The organism is Pseudomonas sp. PDM03 (assembly GCF_014852385.1).
GTDB classification, from domain to species: domain Bacteria; phylum Pseudomonadota; class Gammaproteobacteria; order Pseudomonadales; family Pseudomonadaceae; genus Aquipseudomonas; species Aquipseudomonas migulae.
The window spans coordinates 78,696-99,929 of record NZ_JACVBM010000020.1; the positions used below are offsets into that span (position 1 = coordinate 78,696).

Here is a 21,234-nt window from a genome sequence, read left to right on the forward strand (position 1 = left end):
TGACCACGTAACATCCGGTCAACGCTTGCGCATGAGACCTATGAAAAACAACCCGCCAATCGCCGCCGTGGCCACGCCAATCGGCAAGTCCTCGGGGGCGATCAGGGTGCGCGCAGCGACATCGACCCACACCAGAAATACGCTGCCCAACAACACGCACACCGGCAGCAATCGCCGGTGTTCGGCGCCGACCAGTCGCCGCGCAATGTGCGGCACCATCAGCCCGACAAACCCGATCGACCCACTGATCGACACCAGCACTCCGGTCATCAGCGACGCAATCAAAAACACCCGCAACCGCACAGTGCGGGCGTTGAGCCCGAGGGTCACGGCCGTCTGTTCACCGGCCATCAAGGCGTTCAACGGTCGGGCCATGCCAAGCAACAAAACCAGCCCGAGCAGCACACTGGCGGCCGGCACCGCGAGCAATTCCCAGCGTGCCAATCCAAGCCCGCCGAGCATCCAGAACATCACCGCCGAACTGGCGCGGTGATCGCCGAGAAACAGCAGCAGATTGGCGATGGCCATCATCACGAACGACACCGCCACACCACACAACAGCAGTCGATCACTGTCCAGACGACCGTTGCGGTTGGCGATCATCAGCACGATCAGCATGCTCAGCAGCGCGCCAATAAATGCGGCAATCGGCAACGTCAGCAGGCCGACGATTTCACCGACATGCAGCACCACGATCACCGCGCCGAGGGTGGCGCCGGAGGTCACGCCGAGCAGGTGCGGATCGGCCAGCGGATTGCGCGTCACCGCTTGCAGCACTGCGCCGATCAGCGCCAGGCCGGCACCGACCAAGGCGCCGAGCAACATGCGCGGCACGCGGATCAGCCACACGATATGCTCCTGCCCGGCCGTCCAGCTCACCTCGCCAAAACCGAACACCTTGTGCAGCAAAATTCGCCACACCACGTCCACCGGCACCCGCGCCGGGCCGAAGCCCAGCGACACCACGCACGACACCAGCAACAACGCGCCGAGGGCAATCAGCAACAGGGCGTAGCGACGATTGATCATTCGCCGTGGAAACCTTTGGCCAGGGTTTCAACGGCCAGCACATTGTCGATCCCCGGCGTGGCCTGCACATACGGAATGACGATGAAGCGCTGGTTCTTGATCGCGTCAACCGATTGCAGCGCCTTGTTATCGAGCAGGAATTGCGTCTTCTGCTCGGCAGTAACTTCACCGTAATCGACGATCACGATCACCTGCGGATTGCGCTCGACTACGTTCTCCCAATTCACGCGGGTCCAGCTCGCTTCGACGTCATCCAGAATGTTGCGCCCGCCCGCCGCGTCGATCAGCGCTTGCGGCATGCCCAGGCGACCCGAAGTCATGGCGCGGTCTTCGCCGCTGTCGTAGAGGAACACCCGGGGTTTGTCCGTCGGCAGATCCTTGCGCACCTCGGCGACTTGCGCCTGCATGTCGGCGATCAGTGCATTGGCGCGATCCTGCACGTCGAAGATTTTGCCGAGGTTGCGCAGGTCGTTGTAAGTGTCTTCCAGGCTGGCCGGTGGACGCTTCATGACGAAGGCGCAGGACTCGGTCAGCTCATAGACGTTGATGCCCAGCGGCTGCAAGGTTTGCGGCGTGAGATCACCGCCCACGCGCATGCCGTAATCCCAACCTGCGAAGAAAAAATCGACGTTGGCGTTGAGCAGGGTTTCCACTGAAGGGTACTTGGCTGCCAGCTCCGGCAGGCCATCGAGGATAGTCTGCATCTGGGGCGTGACCGACTTCCAGCCACTGACACCGCTGTAGCCGGCCATGCTCGGTTTGAGGCCGAGGGCGAGCATCATCTGCGTCATGTTGATGTCGTGGCTGACCGCGTGTTTCGGCGCTTGCGTGAAGGTCACATCGCGGTTGCAGCTGTGGATCGTCAGCGGATATTTCGTTGCTTCGGCAAACGCTTGGCTACTGCCCAGCAACAGAGCAACGCACAGCAGGGAACGCAAATTCATGGTTGGGTTATCCAGGTGATTCGTGGGTAGCCGTGCAAAGGGTGTTCATCGATCAGCGCTTCGACGCCGAACACATCACGCAGCAGCGGGGCGGTCAGGACTTCTTTTGGTGTGCCGCTGGCGACGATGCGGCCGTGATTGAGCACGTACAGCCGATCGCAGAACGCGGCGGCGAGATTGAGGTCGTGGATGCTCGCCAGGGTGCCGATCCGTAGGCGTTTGACCAGTTGCAGTAACTCAAGCTGATAGCGCGGGTCGAGGTGGTTGGTCGGCTCGTCGAGGATCAACACTTGCGGTTGCTGGGCCAGGGCGCGGGCGAGGATCACGCGTTGTTTTTCGCCGCCGGAGAGCGTGGCGAAAGCGTGGTCTTCGAAACCGTTGAGGCCGACGGATTCCAGTGCTTGCATCGCGAGATTCCGGTCTTCGAGGGTGTCGCCGTCGAACAGGCCTTTGTGCGGTGTGCGGCCCATGGCGACCACTTCATCGACGGTCAGGCCGAAGGCGTCGGGGAATTCCTGCAGCACCACGGCGATGCGTTGCGCGCACCAGCGCGAGGATTGTTTCCAGACGTTGTGGTGGTCGAGCCGGACCTCACCGTTTTCCGGTTTGCTGAAGCGATAGGCGCACCGCAGCAGGCTGGTCTTGCCGCTGCCGTTGGGGCCGATCAACCCGACAAACTCACCGGCGACCACGTGCAACGAGGCATCACGCAGTTGGAACTGGTGATGACAGTGGCCGTGGCCCAGGGGTGTCCAGGCGAGGTTGGTGAGGTTCAGCGAGGTCATGCAATTACTCGGAGATTTGCGGTGATGCGGATGACGCCTTCGCGAGCAGGCTCGCTCCCACATTGGAATGCGATTAAATGTGGGAGCGAGCCTGCTCGCGATGGGAGCGACACGGTTTAAAACTGATAATCAGCTGTGACGAAGAACGAACGCGGCTCACCCAGAATCCACTGCTGCCCCTCATTGTATTGGCTTTGCGCACACTGGCGGTCAAACAGATTATTCACCTGCAACCCCAGCGTCGTATTGCGCAGCGCTTTCCATGACAACGTGGCATCGACGACGGTGTAGCTCGGCAGCTCGTTCTGGTTGGCCATGTCGGCATAACGCGCGTCAACGTAACGCACGCCAGCCCCGGCCTTCAGGTCTTCGCTGAGTGCTTTGCTCAACCACAGATTCGCCGTACGCCTAGGCACGTCCACCGGGCGATTGCCGTTGCGCGACACTGGCACGCCACCGACCACTTCTTCGAAATCGTCGTACTTCGCTTTGACGATGGCCGCATTGGCCTGCAGTTGCCAGGCGTGTGGCAGTTGCAGATCAAGGCTGGCTTCCAGGCCATTGGATGATTGTTGGCCGACCTGTTGTTTGAGCGTGGGGTTGCCGGGATCGTCGGTCAGCAGTTTCTTTTTGACGATGCGATAAGCCGCCAGCGTCCACTCGCCGCGTTGATCCCAGAACATCTGCTTCACGCCGATCTCGGTCTGTTTCGCCGTGGCCAGGTCATATTGCTGCTGGCTCGGGCTCAGGGAAATCAGGCCGCCGACACCGTCGGTGCTGGTGGCGTACTGACCGTAGAACGAAGTGTCCGGGGTCACGGCGAACACCAGCCCGGCCTTCCAGTTGTTGCCGGTCAGGGTCTTGTCGCTCTGGCTGCCATCGACCAGGTTGTCGCGATCGACGTGTACGTAGTCGCGACGCACGCCGGTCACCAGCGACCAGCGCTCGCTCAACTGCGTGCGGTTTTCGGCGAAGGCCGACATCTGTTTGGTGGTGCTCTGGAACTGGTCGCGATACGGATTGGCACTTTCAAAACGGCCACGTTGTGGATGATACAAATCGATCGGCTGGCCATCGGGCAACACGTCATTGAACGGCGAGTTGCTGTCGAGCTGGAAGCGGATGCGGTTGTAATCGACACCGGTCACGGTCTGGCTGTCGAGGCCGAACAGAGAGTGCTTGAAGCTGAAGGTCTGACGGTCGCCGACCTGTTCCTGCCGGTGGCCGATGCCGAAATAGCCGCTGCGGCTGAGCTGCTGTGCGTCGCGGTCGAAGTTGTAGTTTTCGGCGTTCTGCCAGCGGCGCTGGGCCTTGAGGTAATACAGCTCGTTGCTCGCGCTGACGTTATCGGAAATTTGCCAGTCGCTGGTCAGGCGCGTCCATTGATCGTTGTAGTGCTGCTTGTCGTTGCTGACGTTGTAGTTCTTGTCGCGCAGACCTTCGTGGAAGCGGCCGTTGATCAATGGCGTGCCGAAGTAGTTCATCGGGTTCTGGTCGCCGTAGTCGTGGGCGAGGGTGAATGCCAGATCGTCCGTGGCCTGCCAGCGCAGGGCCGCGCTGACGAAGTCGCTGGAGGAATCGCCGCGATCGACCCAACCGTTGCTGCGCAGGCGATTGAGGTTCAAGCGATAGCTCAGGGTATCGCTCAGCGAACCGCCGCTGTCGAACGCTTGTTGCTGACTGTCGTAAGAGCCGTAACCGAGACGCAGGTGGTTTTCGATCTCGCCTTCGAAGGGCTTTTTCGGGATCACATTGACCACCGCACCCGTCGCGCCTTCGCCATACAACACTGAGGCCGGGCCGCGCAGCACATCGACACGCTCCACCGACCAGGTGTCGACCGGGAAGGTCACGGTGCCCATGCCGGTGTACATCCGGTTGCCGTCATACAACTGCATCACCGAGTTCTGCCCGGTAAAGCCTCGTGCAGACAACGAGGTCCCGCCGTCGCCCGGCGTGCCGGTGCGGCTGATCCCGGTGCTGCGCGAGGCCGCGTCCTGCACGCTGCGGTCACCGCGCGCGCGGATCTGTTCGCCAGTCAGGCTTTCCACACTGGCGGGTGTTTCCAGTGCCGTGAGGTTCAGGCGCGAACCGGCGGTGGTCGGCGTGTTGAGGTTGACGGTTTCGTCGTCAACGGCCGGTGCGGTGATGGTGCCGGCGGGCAGCGTCAACGATTGCGCGTGGGCGCTGTTGTTCAGGGCGAGCAGGCAGAGGCCGGACAAGAGGTACTTGTTCATCGGGTGGGTGACACTTCTTCCAAAAGAAAACCCGCAGCAATGGCTGCGGGTTGGGCGGTGCATTTGCGTTATACAGTAACACTAAAAATGACCGTGCGATAAGCGCCCGAAGTCTACAGATCCCTCTAATACGCGCATCTCGCCTGTTTCATGATGAAGATGAGGCTGATTCAGTTTGTCGGGTGAATCGCGACAACAGCACTCGATCCAGCAACCAGACCACCACCAGCGAAGCGCCCACCAACGGAAACGCCACTGCCAGCACCAGCATGATCGCTACCCCTGTTTTCCATTTCGGCAGGTCGTGGCGCAGCGGTGGAACACCGAACTTGCCTTGTGGCCGACGCTTCCACCAGATCACCACGCCGCTGACGGCACTGAGCAGAATCATCAGGCAGATCAGCAGCACGATGATCTGGTTGAGCACACCGAACATCTTGCCTTCGTGCAACATCACGCCGGTTTCCGTGGCGCGGGCCACGGCGCCGTAATGTTCCCAGCGCACGTCGGCGAGGACGTTGCCGGTGTACTGATCGACGTGCAGAGTGGCATCGTTGCGCGGGTCATCGGCGAATACGGCGATGGTGAATACGCCGGTGGCCGTGGTCGGGAAAGTAATGCTGTAACCCGGCTCGACCTTGCGTTGCACGGCGATGTTCTGCACGTCTTGCAGGCTGATGATCGGTGCGGCGGGGCCGGGTTGCGCACTGTCGTGGGCCATGTGTTCGGCGTGGTCGCCGGACATCGGCATCGGCGTGTTTTCCATCGCCCATGGCACGGTCTGGCGCGTGGCGGTGTTGAGGCTGCGGGCCTCGACGTCGGACTTGGGCATGTCATTCCACATGGCATCCGGGAACACGTTCCAGACCCCGGCGTATTGCTTGCCCCAGAACCCGGTCCAGGTCATGCCGCTGAGCAGCATCACCAGCAGAAACGCGGCGCCCCAGAACCCGGTGACGGCATGCAGGTCGCGCCACAGCACGCGACCGCGACTGCTCAGGCGCGGCCATAAAATGCCGGCCGCCTGGCCTCGTGGCCACCACAGGAAGACCCCGGAAACCACCAGCACGATGCCCCAGCCAGCGGCCAGTTCGATCAGCCGGTCACCGACCGTGCCGATCATCAACTCGCCATGAATCGCTCGCGCTATCGCTTGCAGATTCTTCTTGGCGTCTTGCTCGCCGAGGATGTCGCCGTGGTACGGGTCGACGAAAACGTTCAGCTCATTGCCGCCATTGAGCACGACAAATTGTGCGCTGCGTTCGGCGTTGAGCGGCGGCAGGTATTGCTTGATCGTCGCTTGTGGATACGCGTCTTTCACCCGCTTGAGCAAGTCGTCGGCCGGGACGCTGTGATGGCCGGCCGGGACGTTCATCAGGCTGTCGTACATCAACGAGTCGAGTTGCGGCTTGAACAGGTAAATGACACCGGTCAGGGCCAGCATCACCATGAATGGCGCGACGAACAGACCGGCATAGAAATGCCAGCGCCAGGCCAGGTTATAGAAATTCGGTTTGGGCTGTTTCATCGGTTGTGCTCCGCTTGGCTTGGTACTTTTGTTGTTGTCTGGTGACTGCTGTGCAGTCATTCGCGGGCGAGCCTCGCTCCTACAGGTCCAGTGGCGTTCGCACCGATTGTGATCGACGCAAATTTGTAGGAGCGAGGCTTGCCCGCGAAGTTTTTAGAAGCTCATATCCACCTTGGTCCAGAGCGTTCGCCCCGGTTCTTTAATGGCCTGCGGGTCATTGGCCGGGTAGCCAAAACCGGCGTTGCCGGCCAGGTTCAAATGCTCGGCGTACGCCTTGCCGAACAGGTTGTCGACGCCGCTGCTGACCTTCCAGTTCTTGTTGATCCGATAGGCGCCGTTGAGTGAGAACACGCCGAACCCAGAGGACTTGTCGAAATCCTTGCCGACCACGTTGCCCTTGTTCTGATCAATGCGGTTTTGCGCCGCGACCACTCGCCACAAGGCGCCGGCGCTCCAGTTGTCTTCGCTGTAGGTCAGGCCGAATCGCGCGTCCAGCGGCGGCATTTGCGGCAATGCCTTGCCGTCGCTGCTGTTCTTGCCCCAGGCGTAGGCCAGGGTTGCGTCGGCCTTCCAGTTCGACGTCAGCCTGTAGGCTGCCCCGAGTTCACCGCCCATGATCCGCGCGTCGATGTTCTCGGCTTGCGAGGTCGTGCCCATCATTCCCGTCTTGTAATTGAACAGGATGTAATCGCGTACCTGTCCGACGTAACCCGAGGCCCAGGCTTCGAGGTCTTCGGTCTTGTATTGCAGGCCGAAGTCGAGCTGGGTGGTTTTTTCGGGCTTGATCGAGTCGAAGGCGTTTACCGAGCCGACAGGTCCCGAGTTGGGTGAAAACAGCTCCCAGTAATCCGGGAAGCGCTGGGTATGACCGAGGCCTGCGTACAGCGTGGTCGGGCTGTCGGCCAGATCATGCTCGTAACGGACGAAGCCGCTGGGCAGGGTGTCGGCGCGGGTGTCGTCGGCGGTCGGGTTGGCGCGGGTCATCATCCCCGAGCCAGTGGTCTGCCGAAAATCCTTGGCCGAAGCACGGTCCAGTCGCGCGCCGGTAATCAGTCGATCACGGTCGGCGGCGTACCAGGTCAGTTCGCTGAACACGCCGTAGTTATGGAAATCGGCGTCCTTGTTGCGCGGCAGATCCTTGTAGGTGTCGATGCCCATGGCACTGCGCTTGCGGTGTTCGCTGGTCTGCGCGTCGATGCCGCTGATCAATTGCACATCGGCCCAGCGCCACGTGGCTTTGATCCGTGCGCCCAGGGTTCGGCGATCGACACTGGAAGCCATCGGGCCGGCCATCATCCCGGTGCCGGACGGCGTGCGCAGGGTGTAGTTGTCCATCACGTGGTCGGCGTAGTTGTAGTAGATCTGTGCTTCGACCTTGTCGAGCACGTCGCCGATATTGGACTTCTCGAAACGCAGGCCGAGGCTTTCGCGCTTGAACTGCGCGCCGTCCATGCCGCGTCCGGCGTAACGGGCTTCGCCATCGCCCTTACCGGCGGTCAGCTCCAGCAGGGTGTCGGCGTCCGGGGTCCAGCCGAGTGCCACGTCGCCATTCCACTTGTCGTAACGCGAGGCCACGGTGTCGTTGTTGCCGTCCCGATAGTCGTCGGAATGCGCGGTGTTGCCGATCACTCGCACGTAGCCCAATGATCCGCCGGCAGCGGCGTCCACTACTTTGTCGAAACGGCCGTTGGAGCCGGCCAGTACGCTGGCATTCACTCGGGTGCCGAGTTCGCCGAAGCTTTCCGGGTCACGGTCGAACAAGATGGTGCCGGCGGATGCGCCCGGCCCCCAAAGCACCGTTTGCGGGCCTTTGATGACGGTGAGTTTGTCGTAGGTTTCCGGTGAGATGTAGGAGGTCGGTGCGTCCATCCGGCCGGGGCAGGCGCCGAGCATCTGGCCGCCGTTGGTGAGGATGTTCAGGCGCGAGCCGAACATGCCGCGCAGCACCGGGTCACCGTTGGTGCCGCCATTGCGCACCAGAGCGAAGCCGGGGATGGTCTTCAAGTAGTCACCACCGTCGCTGGCCGGTACCGGTTGGCGTGGGTCTTTGGGGTTGGTGACGATGGTCAGCGGCGAGCTCGGTGCAATGGCGGTGATCACCGTCGGGCTCAGTTCTTCACTGTGGCCGGCATGATCATCGGCCAGCACCATCGGTGTCAGCAGTGCGCCGCAAAGAACGGCGGTGGCGTGCCTGAAACGAACGCGCGTTTCGTTCAGGGCAAAAGAAGCTTGGGCGGCGCTCAAGCGTGTGTCAGCAGAAAACCTGGACATGACAATTTCCATCGAACAGTCGTAAACGACACGGCCGGCAGCCTGCGCAATGCCTGTGGGGGCGGGCGTGCTCGCGATGTAGGTGGGTCAGCCCCACCGCTTTCGCGAGCAAGCCCGCTCCCACAGGTTGCTTTGCTGTCTTCTAACCGTGTGAGATTGGGGAGGTGTTTACGCGACGATGGGTGGTGCGCGGGTGCGGGCGCCGGGGAAGAAGGTTTGCCGGGCGTGGCCCAGGCGGGTGGCGGGTGTGCTGAAGGTGCTGGTTTTGGGGGCGTCGAATGCAACGAAAGACTGGCCGCCCGTCAGCGCCGGGCAATTGAACAGCAGGCTGCAATAGCCGCACTTTTCCCAGATCGCATGATGGGAGGTTTTGGGTGGACAGTGCTCGGCGGCGGGCGTCGCGTCGTGCTCGCCGTGGGCCATCGCTGACATGTCCATGCTCATGTCCATCGACATGTTCATGGACATCGAAGAGGCGCGCTGATCCATCGGCATCGACTGAGAAATCAGCGGGCCGATGAAGATCATCAACATGGCGAACAGGCTGATCCAGCTGCCGCGTGTCAGGCTCAATGGCTGACGACGGGGCGCGGATGACCTGGCGCTAAGCGGGCGCATGGGCGTATTCAGCTCTGGCGATTACGGGTTGTGTGCGTGCACTTGCACGCCGCCCGGTGCGGTTTTCTGCACCGAGACTTCGACCGTCACGTCACCGGACTTTTCGAAATGCATCGTCAGCGGGAACCGCTTGCCGTCGCTCAGCAGGCTGCGGTCTTTCAGTTCCAGCAGCATCACGTGGTACGCCATCGGTGCAAACGTGACGTCGCCGCCCGCCGGGATTTCGACGTCTGGCACCTGCTGCATTTTCATCAGATCGTTCTGCATCACGTGCTCGTGCAACTGGGTGATGCCCGCAATCGGCGAGTCGACGCTGAGCAGTTTGTCGGCGGTTTTACCGGGGTTTTGAATCACGAAGTAAGCCGCAACGGTCGGCGCGTTCGGTGGCAATTCCTGCGACCACGGATGAGCGATTTGCAGTTCGCCAGCCTTGTATTCATGGGCATTGGCAAAGCAGGCAGGCAGCAGCAATGCAGCCAGAACGATGAGTTTGTTCAACATGGCAGTTCTCCAGAACGATTCAAAACGCAGGTCAATTGCGAGAAGGAATCACACCAGAGGGGATGCGCGGGGATTGAGATTCGGCCATTGCTGGCGCGGAGTAGGGGTGTCGAGTGCGGTGGCGGGCAGGCTTCGATGGGGCTCGAAACGCGCGAAATACAACTGCGGCACATGCCCGGGCAACGCCACCAACGGCGCAGAACCGGAACAGCACCAGCAATGCTGCATATTGGAATGATCGTCGTTCTGCGGCGCTTTCTGATCAAGCGTCCCCAGAGAAATCGCCACCATCTTCGTGCCGGTGGACGAGCAGAAACTGCCCCACAACACCTGTTCGGCCGGCGATTTCGCCGTCTGCGCCATCGCTCCGGTCATCGGCATGGCGAGCATGTTGAACAGCACTGCGAAGCAGGCTATCCAGGCAATTGCGAGCCGTTGTCGGGACATGGAACAGATCCGGTTGGGTGGGAGATCAGGCGCGGCTATTTAGCCTGATCAGTGCCGATAAGTAAAAACGCGGCCTGCGGTTTGGTGTCGCAGCGCAATCAGATCGCAGAGGCATGCAGGCGCAGGCCCAAGGCTTTCATAACCTTCATGATAGTCGCGAATTCCGGATTGCCAGTGCCGCTCAATGCTTTGTACAAGCTTTCACGACCCAAACCTGCATCACGCGCAACCTGTGTCATGCCCTGTGCTCTGGCTATGTCGTTGAGTGCCGCGCGTATCAGAACGCCGTCGCCAGCATCTTCTTCAAAGCATGCATCCAGATAAGCCGCCATTTCTTCCGGCGACTTGAGGAATTCCGCGGCATCGAAACGGGTGAATTGTTCTATCACTGGAACCTCCATGCGTGATGACCTGGAGGATAGGTTTCGGGAACTGGCTGAACAAGTCAGCCGATTAGAAGGATGTTGTAGGTAGTGTCCGATTGTTATGTGGGGCTCTGCATATCGTGTGGCTGCTGGCGCAGCCGAACGCAGGCGGCACCAGCAGCTACAAGTCGTGTTTCAACGCGTTAAGCACATCACCCACACTCCAAAACTCCCGCTCCACCCCCGGCAACACCGGCCGCTTCAACACCAGCACCGGCACCCCACGCTCCCGCGCCACTTCGAGTTTCGGCTCGGTGGCGGTGCTGCCGCTGTTTTTGCTGATCAGCACATCGATCTGTCGGCGCTCGAACAACTCACGTTCATCCTCAATCAGAAAGGGCCCGCGTGCGCCGATCACTTCACAGCGCTCGTTGCCCGGATAAACGTCCAGGGCGCGCAGCGTCCAGAATTGCTGCGCAGGGATTTCATGCAGGTGTTGCAAGGGTTCGCGGCCGAGGGTGAACAGTGGTCGGTGGAACGGTTTGAGTGCTTCGATCAACTCGGCCCAGTCACTGACTTCGCGCCAGTCATCCCCGGCTTGTGGTTGCCAGGCCGGGCGGCGCAGTGCCCAGCAGGGGATGCCGGACACTTGAGCGGCGGTCGCGGCGTTCTGGCTGATTTGCGCAGCGTAGGGATGCGTCGCGTCCAGCAGCAGATCGATCCCTTCGTCGCGGATGAATTGCGCCAGGCCGTCCGCGCCGCCATAACCGCCAACGCGAACCCGACAGGTCAGATCGGTCGGCACACGACCGACGCCGGCCAGGCTGTAGATGTGTTCCGGCCCCAGCATGCGGGCGATGGCCAGCGCTTCCGTCACGCCGCCGAGCAGCAATAGGCGTTTCATTGAAAAGCTCCCGCGTGACCGACAATTCCGCCTTGTCGATCGATGGCAAACACTTCGACCTGAACCTGCGCCGGCACCACACTGCGGGCAAAATCCAGTGCGTGCCGGCATACCGCGTCGCCGAGCGCGATGCCGGCGGCGCTGGCCATGGCCAACGCCTGTTGACTGGTATTGGCTTCACGTATTGCCTGCTGCAGCGCTTCGTCCGCGCCGACCGCTGCGGCCCATTCGGCCAGTTGCGGCAGGTCGATGCTCGAATGCCGACTGTGCAGATCCATGTGCCCGGCCGCCAGTTTGCTGATCTTGCCAAAACCGCCACAAATGCTGAGCTTGGCCACCGGCACTTTGCGCAGGTGTTTGAGCACCGCACCGACGAAGTCGCCCATTTCGATCAGGGCGATTTCCGGCAGGTCGTAGACTCGGCGCATGGTGTCTTCGCTGGCGTTGCCGGTGCACGCGGCGATGTGCAGGTAACCGTTGGTTTTCGCCACGTCGATGCCCTGATGGATCGAGGCAATGTACGCCGCACAGGAAAACGGCCGGACGATGCCGCTGGTGCCGAGAATCGACAGGCCACCGAGAATGCCCAGCCGAGGGTTCATGGTTTTCAATGCCAGCGCCTCGCCGCCCTCGACATTCACCGTGACCTCAAAGCCGCCGGGGTAATCGAGCTCTTGCGCGAGCGAGGTCAAATGATCGCTGATCATCTTGCGCGGCACCGGGTTGATCGCCGGCTCGCCGACACCCAGCACCAGGCCCGGTCGGGTGACGGTGCCGACACCACGACCGGCACAGAAACGAATGCCCGGTTCTGCGCTCAGTCGCACCCGGGAATAGAGCAGCGCGCCGTGGGTCACGTCCGGATCGTCCCCCGCATCCTTGATCGTTCCTGCTTCGGCGCCGTCATCCAGCAACCGGCAGAATTCCAGGCGCATCTGCACGCGCTTGCCTTTGGGCAGGACGATGTCCACGGCGTCTGCACTCGTTCCGCCGAGCAGCAATCGAGCGGCCGCCAGGCTGGTGGCGGTGGCGCAGCTGCCGGTGGTCAGGCCGCTACGCAGCGGTGCGGGTTGTTCGGCGGTTTCGTCACGCATCGAAAGGTTTGACCACGTCCAGCAAAGTAATCGGCAAGGCCTGGCGCCAGGTATCGAAGTCGCCCAGCGGTTGCGCCTGGGCGATATGAATACGCGTCAGCTCGCCGCCGTGTTGCTCCCGCCAGGCCATCAGGGTCATTTCACTTTGTAGCGTGACCGCGTTGGCGATCAGTCGGCCACCGGGTTTGAGCCCCGCCCAGCAAGTGTCCAGCACGCCTTCGCGGGTGACGCCGCCACCGATGAAGATCGCGTCCGGGCGTTCCAGACCTGTGAGGGCTTGCGGCGCACTGCCGCGAACCAATTGCAGGCCGGGCACGCCGAGCGCGTCGCGGTTGTGCTCGATCAACAGTTGCCGGCCTTCATCGGCCTCGATCGCCAGCGCCCGGCAACCCGGATGGGCACGCATCCACTCGATGCCGATCGAACCGCTGCCGGCGCCGACGTCCCACAACAGTTCACCGGGAACCGGGGCCAGGCGCGCGAGGGTGATTGCACGCACATCGCGCTTGGTCAGTTGACCGTCGTGCCTGAACGCCGAATCCGGCAGGCCGGCCAATCGCGAAAGGCGCGGCGTGTCGGGGTCGGCGATACACTCGATGGCGATCAGGTTGAGGTCGGCGATTGCCGGGTCGGCCCAGTCGTTGGCGACACCGTCGATGCGTCGCTCGGCCTCGCCACCCAAATGTTCCAGCACGCTCAGGCGGCTTGGCCCGAAACCACGTTCGCGCAACAACGCCGCTATTGCGGCGGGGCTTTGCCCATCGTTGCTGAGCACCAGCAAGCGAACACCGCTGAACAACTGCGCGTTAAGCGCCGCGACCGGGCGAGCGACCACCGACAGCGTGACCACATCCTGCAACGGCCAGCCCATTCGCGCGGCAGCCAGAGAGCAGGAAGAGGGCGCCGGCAGGATCAGCATTTCCGCGCTGGGCAATTGCCGGGCGAGGCTGGCGCCGACACCGAAGAACATCGGATCGCCGCTGGCCAGCACGCACACTGGTTGACCCCGCAAGGCCAGCAACGCATCGAGGGAGAACGGCGTCGGCCAGAGTTTGCGTTCGCCACGGATGCAGGGCGGCAGCAGGTCCAGTTGCCGCTGACTGCCGAAGATCTTCGAGGCAGCCAGCAACGCATGTCGGGCATTCCTGCCCAAACCCTTGAAGCCGTCTTCACCAATGCCTGTCACGGTCAGCCAGCGTGCCATGTGTGATCTCTATTCATCTGCATAAAGCGGCACATGATAACGCGGCAGACGCGGAGGCGAGTAATAGAATGTTTTAAGTTGGTTTTATTAGTCTGTGGCTGGTCATGGTTAAGTTATGTAGTTTGAATGCTCGTGCACTAACTTGATAATGGTTTAAAAGGAATTGACTATGGTTATTGATAAAACAGGAAGCCTGGACTTGATGGCTTATTCCGATGCGTTCAACCGAGACTTCGCGCCACGGCAAACAAAAAGCTCTCGACTTTACGTTGCGCAGGATCAGCAAGGCGCTGCCGGGTCGCTATCGGGTGGCAACCTGATCAGCACGGCCAGGGGCGTGTCGCGTCAGGACAAGCGTGACGTCAACTCCAGCGTGCGTTATGCGCAGTGGTATGCGAGTCAGCAGCGCAATAGGGACACAGATCCGCAAGGCTGGTTTTCCTTGTTTGCCGTGGTGTTATGGGACTTGGGTTGGGAAATTGACGAGCGCAGGGTTGTCGAGAAAAGTTACAGTCACTTTGCAGGGAAAGTCAGTCAGATTTATTTGAATAGAATTGCCGGTGTTAACAGTCAGATGGCGATAGTTACAAAAGGCATGTTTGAATCATTGTTGGCTAATTCGTCGGCGCTTTGGTCATTGGCCACCGAAAGTCGGCGTGGCAGGGAGTTTTCCATTGCTCCTGCTGAATACGACAAACAAGGGAAGTTATCACTGGACCTGAATGACTTTTCGCTTCGGGCGCTGGCGCAGCGGGAAGATTTTCTGTTTTGGGACTGGAAGGAAGGCAACGTGACGCTCACGCATCGAGCCGCCCCTTTGACCCTGAACAGAGCAAGATTCGATAAAGTCCGCCCGGAGTTGAACGATCGGCTCGACCGGATCGCTGACGCCATTTTCGAGTTTTATTCAGAGCGCCTGTAGAGGGAGGCCGCCTGATGGATTCAAGGTCGGAGCAAATGCGACACGCGGTCTTATGATGCCGCGCGGCAAAGCAGGCATAATACCGCTCGCCTCCGACGGGGGGCGCTCCCACTTCAGATCCGGTCATCCCTTTGAACGAACTCCCTATGTCCCGCGCTTTACGCCCCTCGGCTTGTCCGGGGCTGCTGCGTATCGTCCAGGCCAGAGACGGCGGTATCTGCCGGATAAAACTGGCGGGCGGCACCCTCACTTCCGAGCAGGCCAACGCTGTCGCCGAAGGTGCACAGCGTTATGCCGGCTCAGTGATCGAGGCCACTAACCGGGCCAACCTGCAGATTCGCGGCATCGTCAAAGAGCAGGAAGCGTTGATCGAAAGTCTGCTCGCCGCAGGCCTTGGCCCTTCGCATGCGGCGGGTGACGACGTGCGTAATCTGATGCTGAGCCCGAGCGCGGGTATCGATCGGCAGATGCTGTTCGACACGCGTGAATTGGCCGCACAGATCCTCGCCACCCTGCAAGGGCAAGAACGCTTTCACGACCTCAGCGCCAAATTCGCCGTGCAACTGGATGGCGGTGAACGCCTGGCGATGCTCGAACACCCCCATGATCTGTGGTTGTCCGCGGTCGAGCGTGAGGGCGAGCGATGGCTGGCTTTCGGTCTGGCGGGATGCCCCACCGATCAACCGGCCGGTTGTGTTCCGCTGGAAGATGGCCACGCGCTGGTGGTCGCCGTGCTGGAGCTTTTCCTGGAACTGGCGGGGCCTGAACACACGCGGATGCGCCACTTGCTGGTCGACGTCCCTCAAGCCGAATTTCTCGCTCGCCTCGCCGGGCGACGGCCTTTCCAGCCCGTTAGCATCTGGCAGCGTTCAGTCAGTAACGAGGTGCTGCACATTGGCGCGCACCCGCAGGCGCAAGCCGGTCATGTCTATGTCGGGGGCGTGCCACCTCTCGGACGTCTCGATAGCACCATGCTTCGGGGCGCCGCTCGACTGGCGCAGGAATACGGCGATGCAACGCTGCGGTTCACGCCATGGCAAAGCCTGTTGTTACCGAACATTCACCACGGCAACGCCGATGAAGTCATCCGCCGCCTGCACGCGTTGGGCCTGGTCTGCGATGCCGGTCAGGCCTTGTCGCGGTTGATCGCCTGCACTGGCTCGACGGGCTGCGCCAAGGGCCTGGCCGATACCAAGCAGGACGCTCTGCAACTGGCTGCGTTGCTGCAACGCCATGGCCAGCTGCTGAGCGTGCATCTGAGCGGTTGCCCGCGTTCCTGTGCCGCCGCGCACAGTGCGTCGGTCACTTTGCTGGCCGTCACCCCCGGTCATTACGACCTCTATTTTCGCGAAGCGGGGCAGCCGGGTTTCGGCGCCCTGCACGCACGCAACCTTACTATTGAAGCGGTCGAAGCCTTGCTCGACGCCCGCTCACGGAGCCCCCTTGATGCTTGATTACATCCGCGACGGTCAGGAGATCTATCGCAACTCCTTCGCGATCATTCGTGCCGAGGCCAACCTCGAGCGAATCCCGGCCGATCTGGAAAAACTCGCGGTGCGGGTGATACACGCCTGCGGCATGGTCGATGCGATTGACGGCCTGCAATTTTCGGAAGGCGCGGGCAAGGCCGGGCGTGATGCTTTGGCCGCCGGTGCACCGATCCTGTGTGATGCGCGGATGGTCTCCGAAGGCGTGACCCGCACGCGTTTGCCCGCGAACAATGAAGTCATCTGCACCCTGCGCAATGAAAGCGTTCCGGAGCTTGCCCGTGAACTGGGCAATACCCGTTCCGCTGTCGCGCTGGAACTGTGGCGCCCGCACCTGGAAGGTAGCGTGGTGGTGATTGGCAATGCGCCGACCGCACTGTTTTATCTGCTGGAAATGCTCGACGCCGGCGCGCCGAAACCGGCGCTGATCCTTGGCTTCCCGGTGGGCTTCGTCGGTGCCGCCGAATCCAAGGCCGCACTCGCCGCCGACAGTCGCGGTGTGCCGTTTGTCATCATGCAAGGCCGGCTGGGCGGTAGCGCCATGGCAGCCGCCGCCGTCAATGCCCTCGCCACGGAGATCGAATGATGCAGCAACCTGGACGTTTGATCGGCCTCGGCGTCGGCCCCGGTGATCCGGAACTGATTACCGTCAAGGCCTTGCGCCTGCTGCGCGAATCGCCGGTGGTGGCGTACTTCGTTGCCAAGGGCAAAAAGGGCAACGCCTTCGGCATCATCGAAGCGCATTTGCAGGACGCTCAAACCCTGCTGCCGCTGGTGTATCCGGTGACCACCGAAGCCTTGCCGGCACCACTGTCCTATGAACAAGTGATCAGCGATTTCTACGATGCGGCCGGCGAAGAACTCGCCGCGCACATGGATGCAGGCCGAGACGTGGCGGTGATCTGCGAAGGCGACCCATTCTTCTACGGTTCCTACATGTACCTGCACGATCGCCTGGCCGAGCGATATGAGGCCGAAGTCGTGCCCGGTGTCTGTTCGATGCTCGGCGGCGCTTCGGTACTTGGCGCGCCATTGGTGTATCGCAATCAGAGCCTGTCGGTACTGTCCGGCGTGTTGCCGCACGACGATCTCAAGCGGCGTCTCGCCGATGCGGATGCGGCGGTGATCATGAAGCTGGGGCGTAACTTTCCCAAAGTCCGTCAGGTGCTGGAAGAACTCGGGTTGGCCGAGCGTGCGCTGTACGTCGAACGCGCGACCATGGCCAATCAGAAAATCGTGCCGCTGGATCAGGTCGAGCCGATGTCCTCGCCGTACTTCTCGCTGATCATCGTTCCAGGCGAAAGGTGGCAAGGCTGATGACTCGTCCAGTTCCGGCGATTGTCATTCTCGGCAATGGCAGCCTCGCGACCGCACGCAAGATTCAGCAGGTGTACCCGGGCGCCTTGATCCACGGTCTGGCCGAGCGGGTCGAGGGCGCGGACCGCATCTATCACGAGTTTGGCGCGACCCTGCGTGAGCTCTATCAGCAGGACACGCCGATCATTGCCCTGTGCGCCGCTGGTATCGTGATTCGCACCCTGGCGCCGTTGCTGCTGGAAAAGGGCGCCGAGCCACCGGTGCTGGCCGTTGCTGAAGACGGCAGCGCAGTGGTGCCGTTGCTGGGCGGTCTGGGCGGCGTGAACGTGCTGGCGCGAGAAATTGCGGCTGCACTGGACGTCGTGGCGGCGATCACCACCAGTGGCGAATTGCGCTTCGGCACCTGCCTGCTCAATCCTCCCAGCGGTTATGCCCTGGGCGATCTGGAGCTGGGCAAGCGCTTCGTTTCCGATTTGCTGGCCGGTGAAACGGTACGCATCGAAGGCGCGGCCCCGTGGTTGGCGCAGGCGCAGTTGCCCGAGGACCCGCAGGCGCGGCTGGCCGTTCACGTCGGTCATGCCGAGCGTGCACCGGCGGCCAACGAGCTGTTGATCTATCCGCGCAACGTGTTGGTGGCCGTCGGTACCGGCGTGGCGGATCTGCCGGGTGCGATTCGCGAGGCGTTGCATCAGGCAAAGATCGCCGTGCAATCGGTGGCCTGTCTGCTGGCCGCCGATAGCGAAATGTCGAGTGCGGCGCTGCGTGAAGCGGCGCTTGAGCTGGATGTGCCGCTGCGTTTTGGCAACGATGTCGGCGCAGCCAGTGAGCTGGCACGCAACGCGCTTGGTCAGTCTGTGAAGATCTTCGGCGATGACACCCTTGCAATCGCGGTGGCCGAGCAACCTCTGGACCCATTGTCGATCGGTCGTCCTCGCGGTCGTCTGGCGGTGATCGGTCTTGGCCCTGGTGCTGCCGAGCTGATGGTGCCGGCGGTCAAGGCCGAACTGGCGCGCGCCAATGATGTGCTCGGTTATGAAACCTATGTGCGCATGGCCGGCCCGTTCCGTGCAGATCAAGTCATGCATTGCACCGACAACCGCGAAGAGATGCAGCGCGCACGTCACGCGTTTGAACTGGCGGCGCAAGGACGCTCGGTGGTGGTGGTTTCTTCCGGTGATCCGGGAGTCTTCGCCATGGCGGCTGCGGTGCTCGAAGCCCTTCACGAGTCCAGCGATGCCGCGTGGCACAACGTCGATCTGGAAATTCTGCCGGGGGTTTCTGCTTCACTGGCGACGGCGGCTCAGGCCGGCGCGCCGCTGGGGCATGACTTCTGTGTGCTGTCGCTGTCGGACAACCTCAAGCCTTGGGAGATCATCGAGAAGCGTCTGGACCTTGCATCACAGGCCGACCTCGCCCTGGCGTTCTACAACCCGATTTCACGGTCCCGTCCATGGCAACTTGGCCGGGCGCTGGAGATCGTCGCGCGATACCGAACACCTGCGACGCCGGTGGTGTTGGGGCGTGACATCGGTCGCCCAGGACAGACACTGCGAGTGACGACTCTCGGCCAGTTGACCCCGGACCAGGTGGATATGCGCACCATGGTCCTGGTGGGTTCGTCTACGACCTGCGTGTTTTCGCGTATGGGGGGCGGTGACTGGGTGTACACACCGCGTTGGTATGGAGAGAAGCCTGCCACCTGAGGCGTTGCGTTTCGCTAAAAAAAGCCACGGCCGGGTTTTCACTCGATTTGCCGTGGCTTTTTCTTTGCCGTGCCGTAAAAAACATTCGCCAGAGGATGTAGGTTAATTCCTGAATGAATAGAGGGTATTTATCTTCTAGCGCTTTTGGTGAGTCGGATTATTTACCTTGCTGTGTAAGTTGAATTCTTGTTTTTTAATGGGCTGTGCAGGCGTGTGCGGATCTATTGGGGTTTTCTGTTGTTTGGTTTTTATTGATTTGTTGTAATTAATTTTGGTTCGTTACATCTCGATATTTGCAGGTTGTTTTGTTGTTTTTTATAACTCCTTGAGCTGTTGAATCTATCGGGTGGGTGCGATAGTTTTTCGATGGAGCCAGTTCGGCTTTTATATATATTTGAACTTAAGGTTTATAAGATGAATAAAATGAATGAAGCAGAAGCCAGCCTTTATTTCGATCAATGTCTTGAACAATGTCGAGCCAAACTTGAACTTGCTGGTCCGAAAATCCAGGCGCGCTCCGCAGTAAAGCTACCGTTTGACCGGGATGAAATGAACGCCGCGATCATGGCCAGTGGTGTAGTGGGTTTCCTGGACGGGATGTCGCGGCGCAACAAACGCATCGTAAAAAACACGTACGCGTATGCCGATATCGCTTCGAAAGTGCTGTTTCCCGCTAAAGAGCAGAAAATTGCCCGATACGAGTGCTTCAAAAAGCTGATGTTTGCCACGGGCTGGACCGAATACCACAGTGCCTTTACCCAGTACAAATCCACCTCCGCCAAGTTGACGCTGGATAATGTAGCGCTGGATATTGTTCATTCTGTGGCCGGTGGCCTGGCGGGTACGGCCGCGAATGCGCTGAAAGTTGTCGCAGACAAAACTATTGATGCACTGAAAAAACAACCTGAAGCCGTCACACTTTTTGAACGTCATGCGACTGAAGCCAGTGGTGGTAATTTTGGCGTGTCTGTTTGCAAACAAGACGATGACGCTGAAGTGACGATGGCCGTGGCGACGGTTCGTTACGACTCTTCGGACAAGGATGCAAAAGTTCTTTTTGTCGAGTGGGATACTTCCGAACTTCCGATCTTTCAAGGAAAGGCGCACTTTACCATTCACGAAGAAGACTTGAGGAAAGAGGCTGAGTGCATCAAGTACCTTGATGATCTCAGAGAGGCCGTATTCATGGAGTTTGCGCCGGTTAAATGAAACCCGGCCGCCAGGGGCAATAAGCCCCTGGCTTTCAGTGACGGGTTGGCACTAAGGCACCAGGTAGCCTTTTACGCCCGTGAAGATGATTTGTGCTGCCAGTGCACACACAAACAACCCCATCAGCCGACTGACAATCTGCAAGCCCTGGTCGCCGAGAATGCGCTCGATGCGGTTCGACAGGTAAAGCACCACGCCAACGGTAAAGCTGGCCAGGGCAATGCTGAGGATGGCGGTGAGCTTGTCATCCCAGTGGGGCTGGCTCACGCCCATCACCAGCAAGGCGCCGATGGTGCCGGGGCCGACGGTCAGCGGGATGGTCAGCGGGACGATGGTGACGTCCTGCTGCACGTTATCGGTCTGGACCGCCGACTTGCCCTGGGCCATGCCCAACGCCGAGATGAACAGCACGCTGCCGGCACCGATGCGGAACGCATCCACGGTAATGCCGAAAACACTGAAAATGTACCGTCCGAACAAGTACAGCAAGACACTGGAAATCAATGTAGCCGTTGCCACTTTCCAGGCCAGCCGCCGTTGTTCCTTGCGCGAATAACCGCGGGTCAGGCTGATGAAACAGGACAACACGAAGAACGGGCTGTAGAGCACCAGCATCTTCAGGTAAACGCTGAACAACACGTGGAGCATGATGCAGGCTCACTGGCGAGA

General features: G+C 60.7%; 20 protein-coding genes. 6 read left to right on the forward strand and 14 right to left on the reverse strand.

Going from position 1 to position 21,234, the window contains the following annotated elements; all coding sequences use genetic code 11:
• Positions 1-18 precede the first annotated feature (18 nt).
• The 13 genes from IB254_RS23695 to cbiE all read right to left on the reverse strand — a co-directional run bounded on the left by IB254_RS23695 (position 19) and on the right by cbiE (position 13,927).
• Positions 19-1,029 carry a FecCD family ABC transporter permease gene (locus IB254_RS23695; RefSeq protein WP_192419715.1) on the reverse strand — a complete coding sequence of 337 codons (1,011 nt, stop codon included), beginning with the start codon at positions 1,027-1,029 and terminating at the stop codon, positions 19-21.
• Positions 1,026-1,973, reverse strand: a complete 948-nt coding sequence (locus IB254_RS23700) for an ABC transporter substrate-binding protein (protein ID WP_192419717.1) — start codon at positions 1,971-1,973, stop codon at positions 1,026-1,028. The genes IB254_RS23695 and IB254_RS23700 overlap by 4 nt, the downstream gene beginning before the upstream one ends.
• On the reverse strand, positions 1,970-2,758 hold the full coding sequence (locus IB254_RS23705) for an ABC transporter ATP-binding protein (RefSeq protein ID WP_192419719.1): 789 nt from the start codon (positions 2,756-2,758) through the stop codon (positions 1,970-1,972). The genes IB254_RS23700 and IB254_RS23705 overlap by 4 nt, the downstream gene beginning before the upstream one ends.
• 116 nt (positions 2,759-2,874) lie before the next feature.
• Positions 2,875-4,995, reverse strand: a complete 2,121-nt coding sequence (locus IB254_RS23710) for a TonB-dependent receptor (RefSeq protein ID WP_192419721.1) — start codon at positions 4,993-4,995, stop codon at positions 2,875-2,877.
• 148 nt (positions 4,996-5,143) lie between these two features.
• The gene (locus IB254_RS23715; protein WP_192419723.1) at positions 5,144-6,523 is read right to left on the reverse strand and encodes a PepSY-associated TM helix domain-containing protein; all 1,380 of its coding nucleotides are present in this window, start codon (positions 6,521-6,523) and stop codon (positions 5,144-5,146) included.
• Positions 6,524-6,676: 153 nt separating this feature from the next.
• Positions 6,677-8,794 (reverse strand): TonB-dependent copper receptor, encoded by a 2,118-nt coding sequence (locus IB254_RS23720; RefSeq protein WP_192419725.1) that lies wholly within the window; start codon positions 8,792-8,794, stop codon positions 6,677-6,679.
• 168 nt (positions 8,795-8,962) lie between these two features.
• On the reverse strand, positions 8,963-9,412 hold the full coding sequence (locus IB254_RS23725; RefSeq protein WP_192419727.1) for a DUF2946 domain-containing protein: 450 nt from the start codon (positions 9,410-9,412) through the stop codon (positions 8,963-8,965).
• A 21-nt stretch (positions 9,413-9,433) separates the two neighbouring features.
• Complete coding sequence (locus tag IB254_RS23730) at positions 9,434-9,913, reverse strand: copper chaperone PCu(A)C (RefSeq protein ID WP_192419729.1); 480 nt, start codon at positions 9,911-9,913, stop codon at positions 9,434-9,436.
• 48 nt (positions 9,914-9,961) lie between these two features.
• Complete coding sequence (locus IB254_RS23735) at positions 9,962-10,360, reverse strand: DUF2946 domain-containing protein (protein ID WP_192419731.1); 399 nt, start codon at positions 10,358-10,360, stop codon at positions 9,962-9,964.
• Between the two features lie 98 nt (positions 10,361-10,458).
• Entirely contained in the window at positions 10,459-10,749 is a 291-nt protein-coding gene (locus IB254_RS23740) for an addiction module antidote protein (protein ID WP_192419732.1), read from the reverse strand.
• Positions 10,750-10,906: 157 nt separating this feature from the next.
• Complete coding sequence (locus IB254_RS23745) at positions 10,907-11,629, reverse strand: cobalt-precorrin-6A reductase (RefSeq protein ID WP_192419733.1); 723 nt, start codon at positions 11,627-11,629, stop codon at positions 10,907-10,909.
• Positions 11,626-12,723, reverse strand: a complete 1,098-nt coding sequence (locus IB254_RS23750; RefSeq protein WP_192419734.1) for a cobalt-precorrin-5B (C(1))-methyltransferase — start codon at positions 12,721-12,723, stop codon at positions 11,626-11,628. Before IB254_RS23750 ends, IB254_RS23745 begins: the two co-directional genes overlap by 4 nt.
• The gene (gene cbiE, locus IB254_RS23755; protein WP_192419735.1) at positions 12,716-13,927 is read right to left on the reverse strand and encodes a precorrin-6y C5,15-methyltransferase (decarboxylating) subunit CbiE; all 1,212 of its coding nucleotides are present in this window, start codon (positions 13,925-13,927) and stop codon (positions 12,716-12,718) included. The genes IB254_RS23750 and cbiE overlap by 8 nt, the downstream gene beginning before the upstream one ends.
• 169 nt (positions 13,928-14,096) lie before the next feature.
• On the opposite strand from cbiE, the gene IB254_RS23760 reads away from it, so the two are divergent.
• The 6 genes from IB254_RS23760 to IB254_RS23785 all read left to right on the forward strand — a co-directional run bounded on the left by IB254_RS23760 (position 14,097) and on the right by IB254_RS23785 (position 20,565).
• Positions 14,097-14,849, forward strand: coding sequence for a hypothetical protein (locus IB254_RS23760; RefSeq protein ID WP_192419736.1), 753 nt, complete (start codon positions 14,097-14,099; stop codon positions 14,847-14,849).
• A gap of 146 nt (positions 14,850-14,995) precedes the next feature.
• A complete protein-coding gene (cobG, locus tag IB254_RS23765; protein WP_192419737.1) occupies positions 14,996-16,303 on the forward strand; it encodes a precorrin-3B synthase in 1,308 nt (435 codons plus the stop codon).
• Positions 16,296-16,922 (forward strand): precorrin-8X methylmutase, encoded by a 627-nt coding sequence (locus tag IB254_RS23770; RefSeq protein WP_192419739.1) that lies wholly within the window; start codon positions 16,296-16,298, stop codon positions 16,920-16,922. Before cobG ends, IB254_RS23770 begins: the two co-directional genes overlap by 8 nt.
• Entirely contained in the window at positions 16,922-17,653 is a 732-nt protein-coding gene (locus tag IB254_RS23775; protein ID WP_032832463.1) for a precorrin-2 C(20)-methyltransferase, read from the forward strand. Before IB254_RS23770 ends, IB254_RS23775 begins: the two co-directional genes overlap by 1 nt.
• Positions 17,653-19,356, forward strand: coding sequence for a precorrin-3B C(17)-methyltransferase (cobJ, locus tag IB254_RS23780; protein WP_192419741.1), 1,704 nt, complete (start codon positions 17,653-17,655; stop codon positions 19,354-19,356). Before IB254_RS23775 ends, cobJ begins: the two co-directional genes overlap by 1 nt.
• 414 nt (positions 19,357-19,770) lie before the next feature.
• Positions 19,771-20,565: a hypothetical protein gene (locus IB254_RS23785; protein WP_192419743.1), complete on the forward strand. Its 795-nt coding sequence runs from the start codon at positions 19,771-19,773 to the stop codon at positions 20,563-20,565.
• A gap of 51 nt (positions 20,566-20,616) precedes the next feature.
• Here IB254_RS23785 and IB254_RS23790 read toward each other — a convergent pair whose 3' ends face one another.
• Positions 20,617-21,213, reverse strand: a complete 597-nt coding sequence (locus tag IB254_RS23790; RefSeq protein ID WP_008031249.1) for a MarC family protein — start codon at positions 21,211-21,213, stop codon at positions 20,617-20,619.
• Between the last annotated feature and the right edge of the window lie 21 nt (positions 21,214-21,234).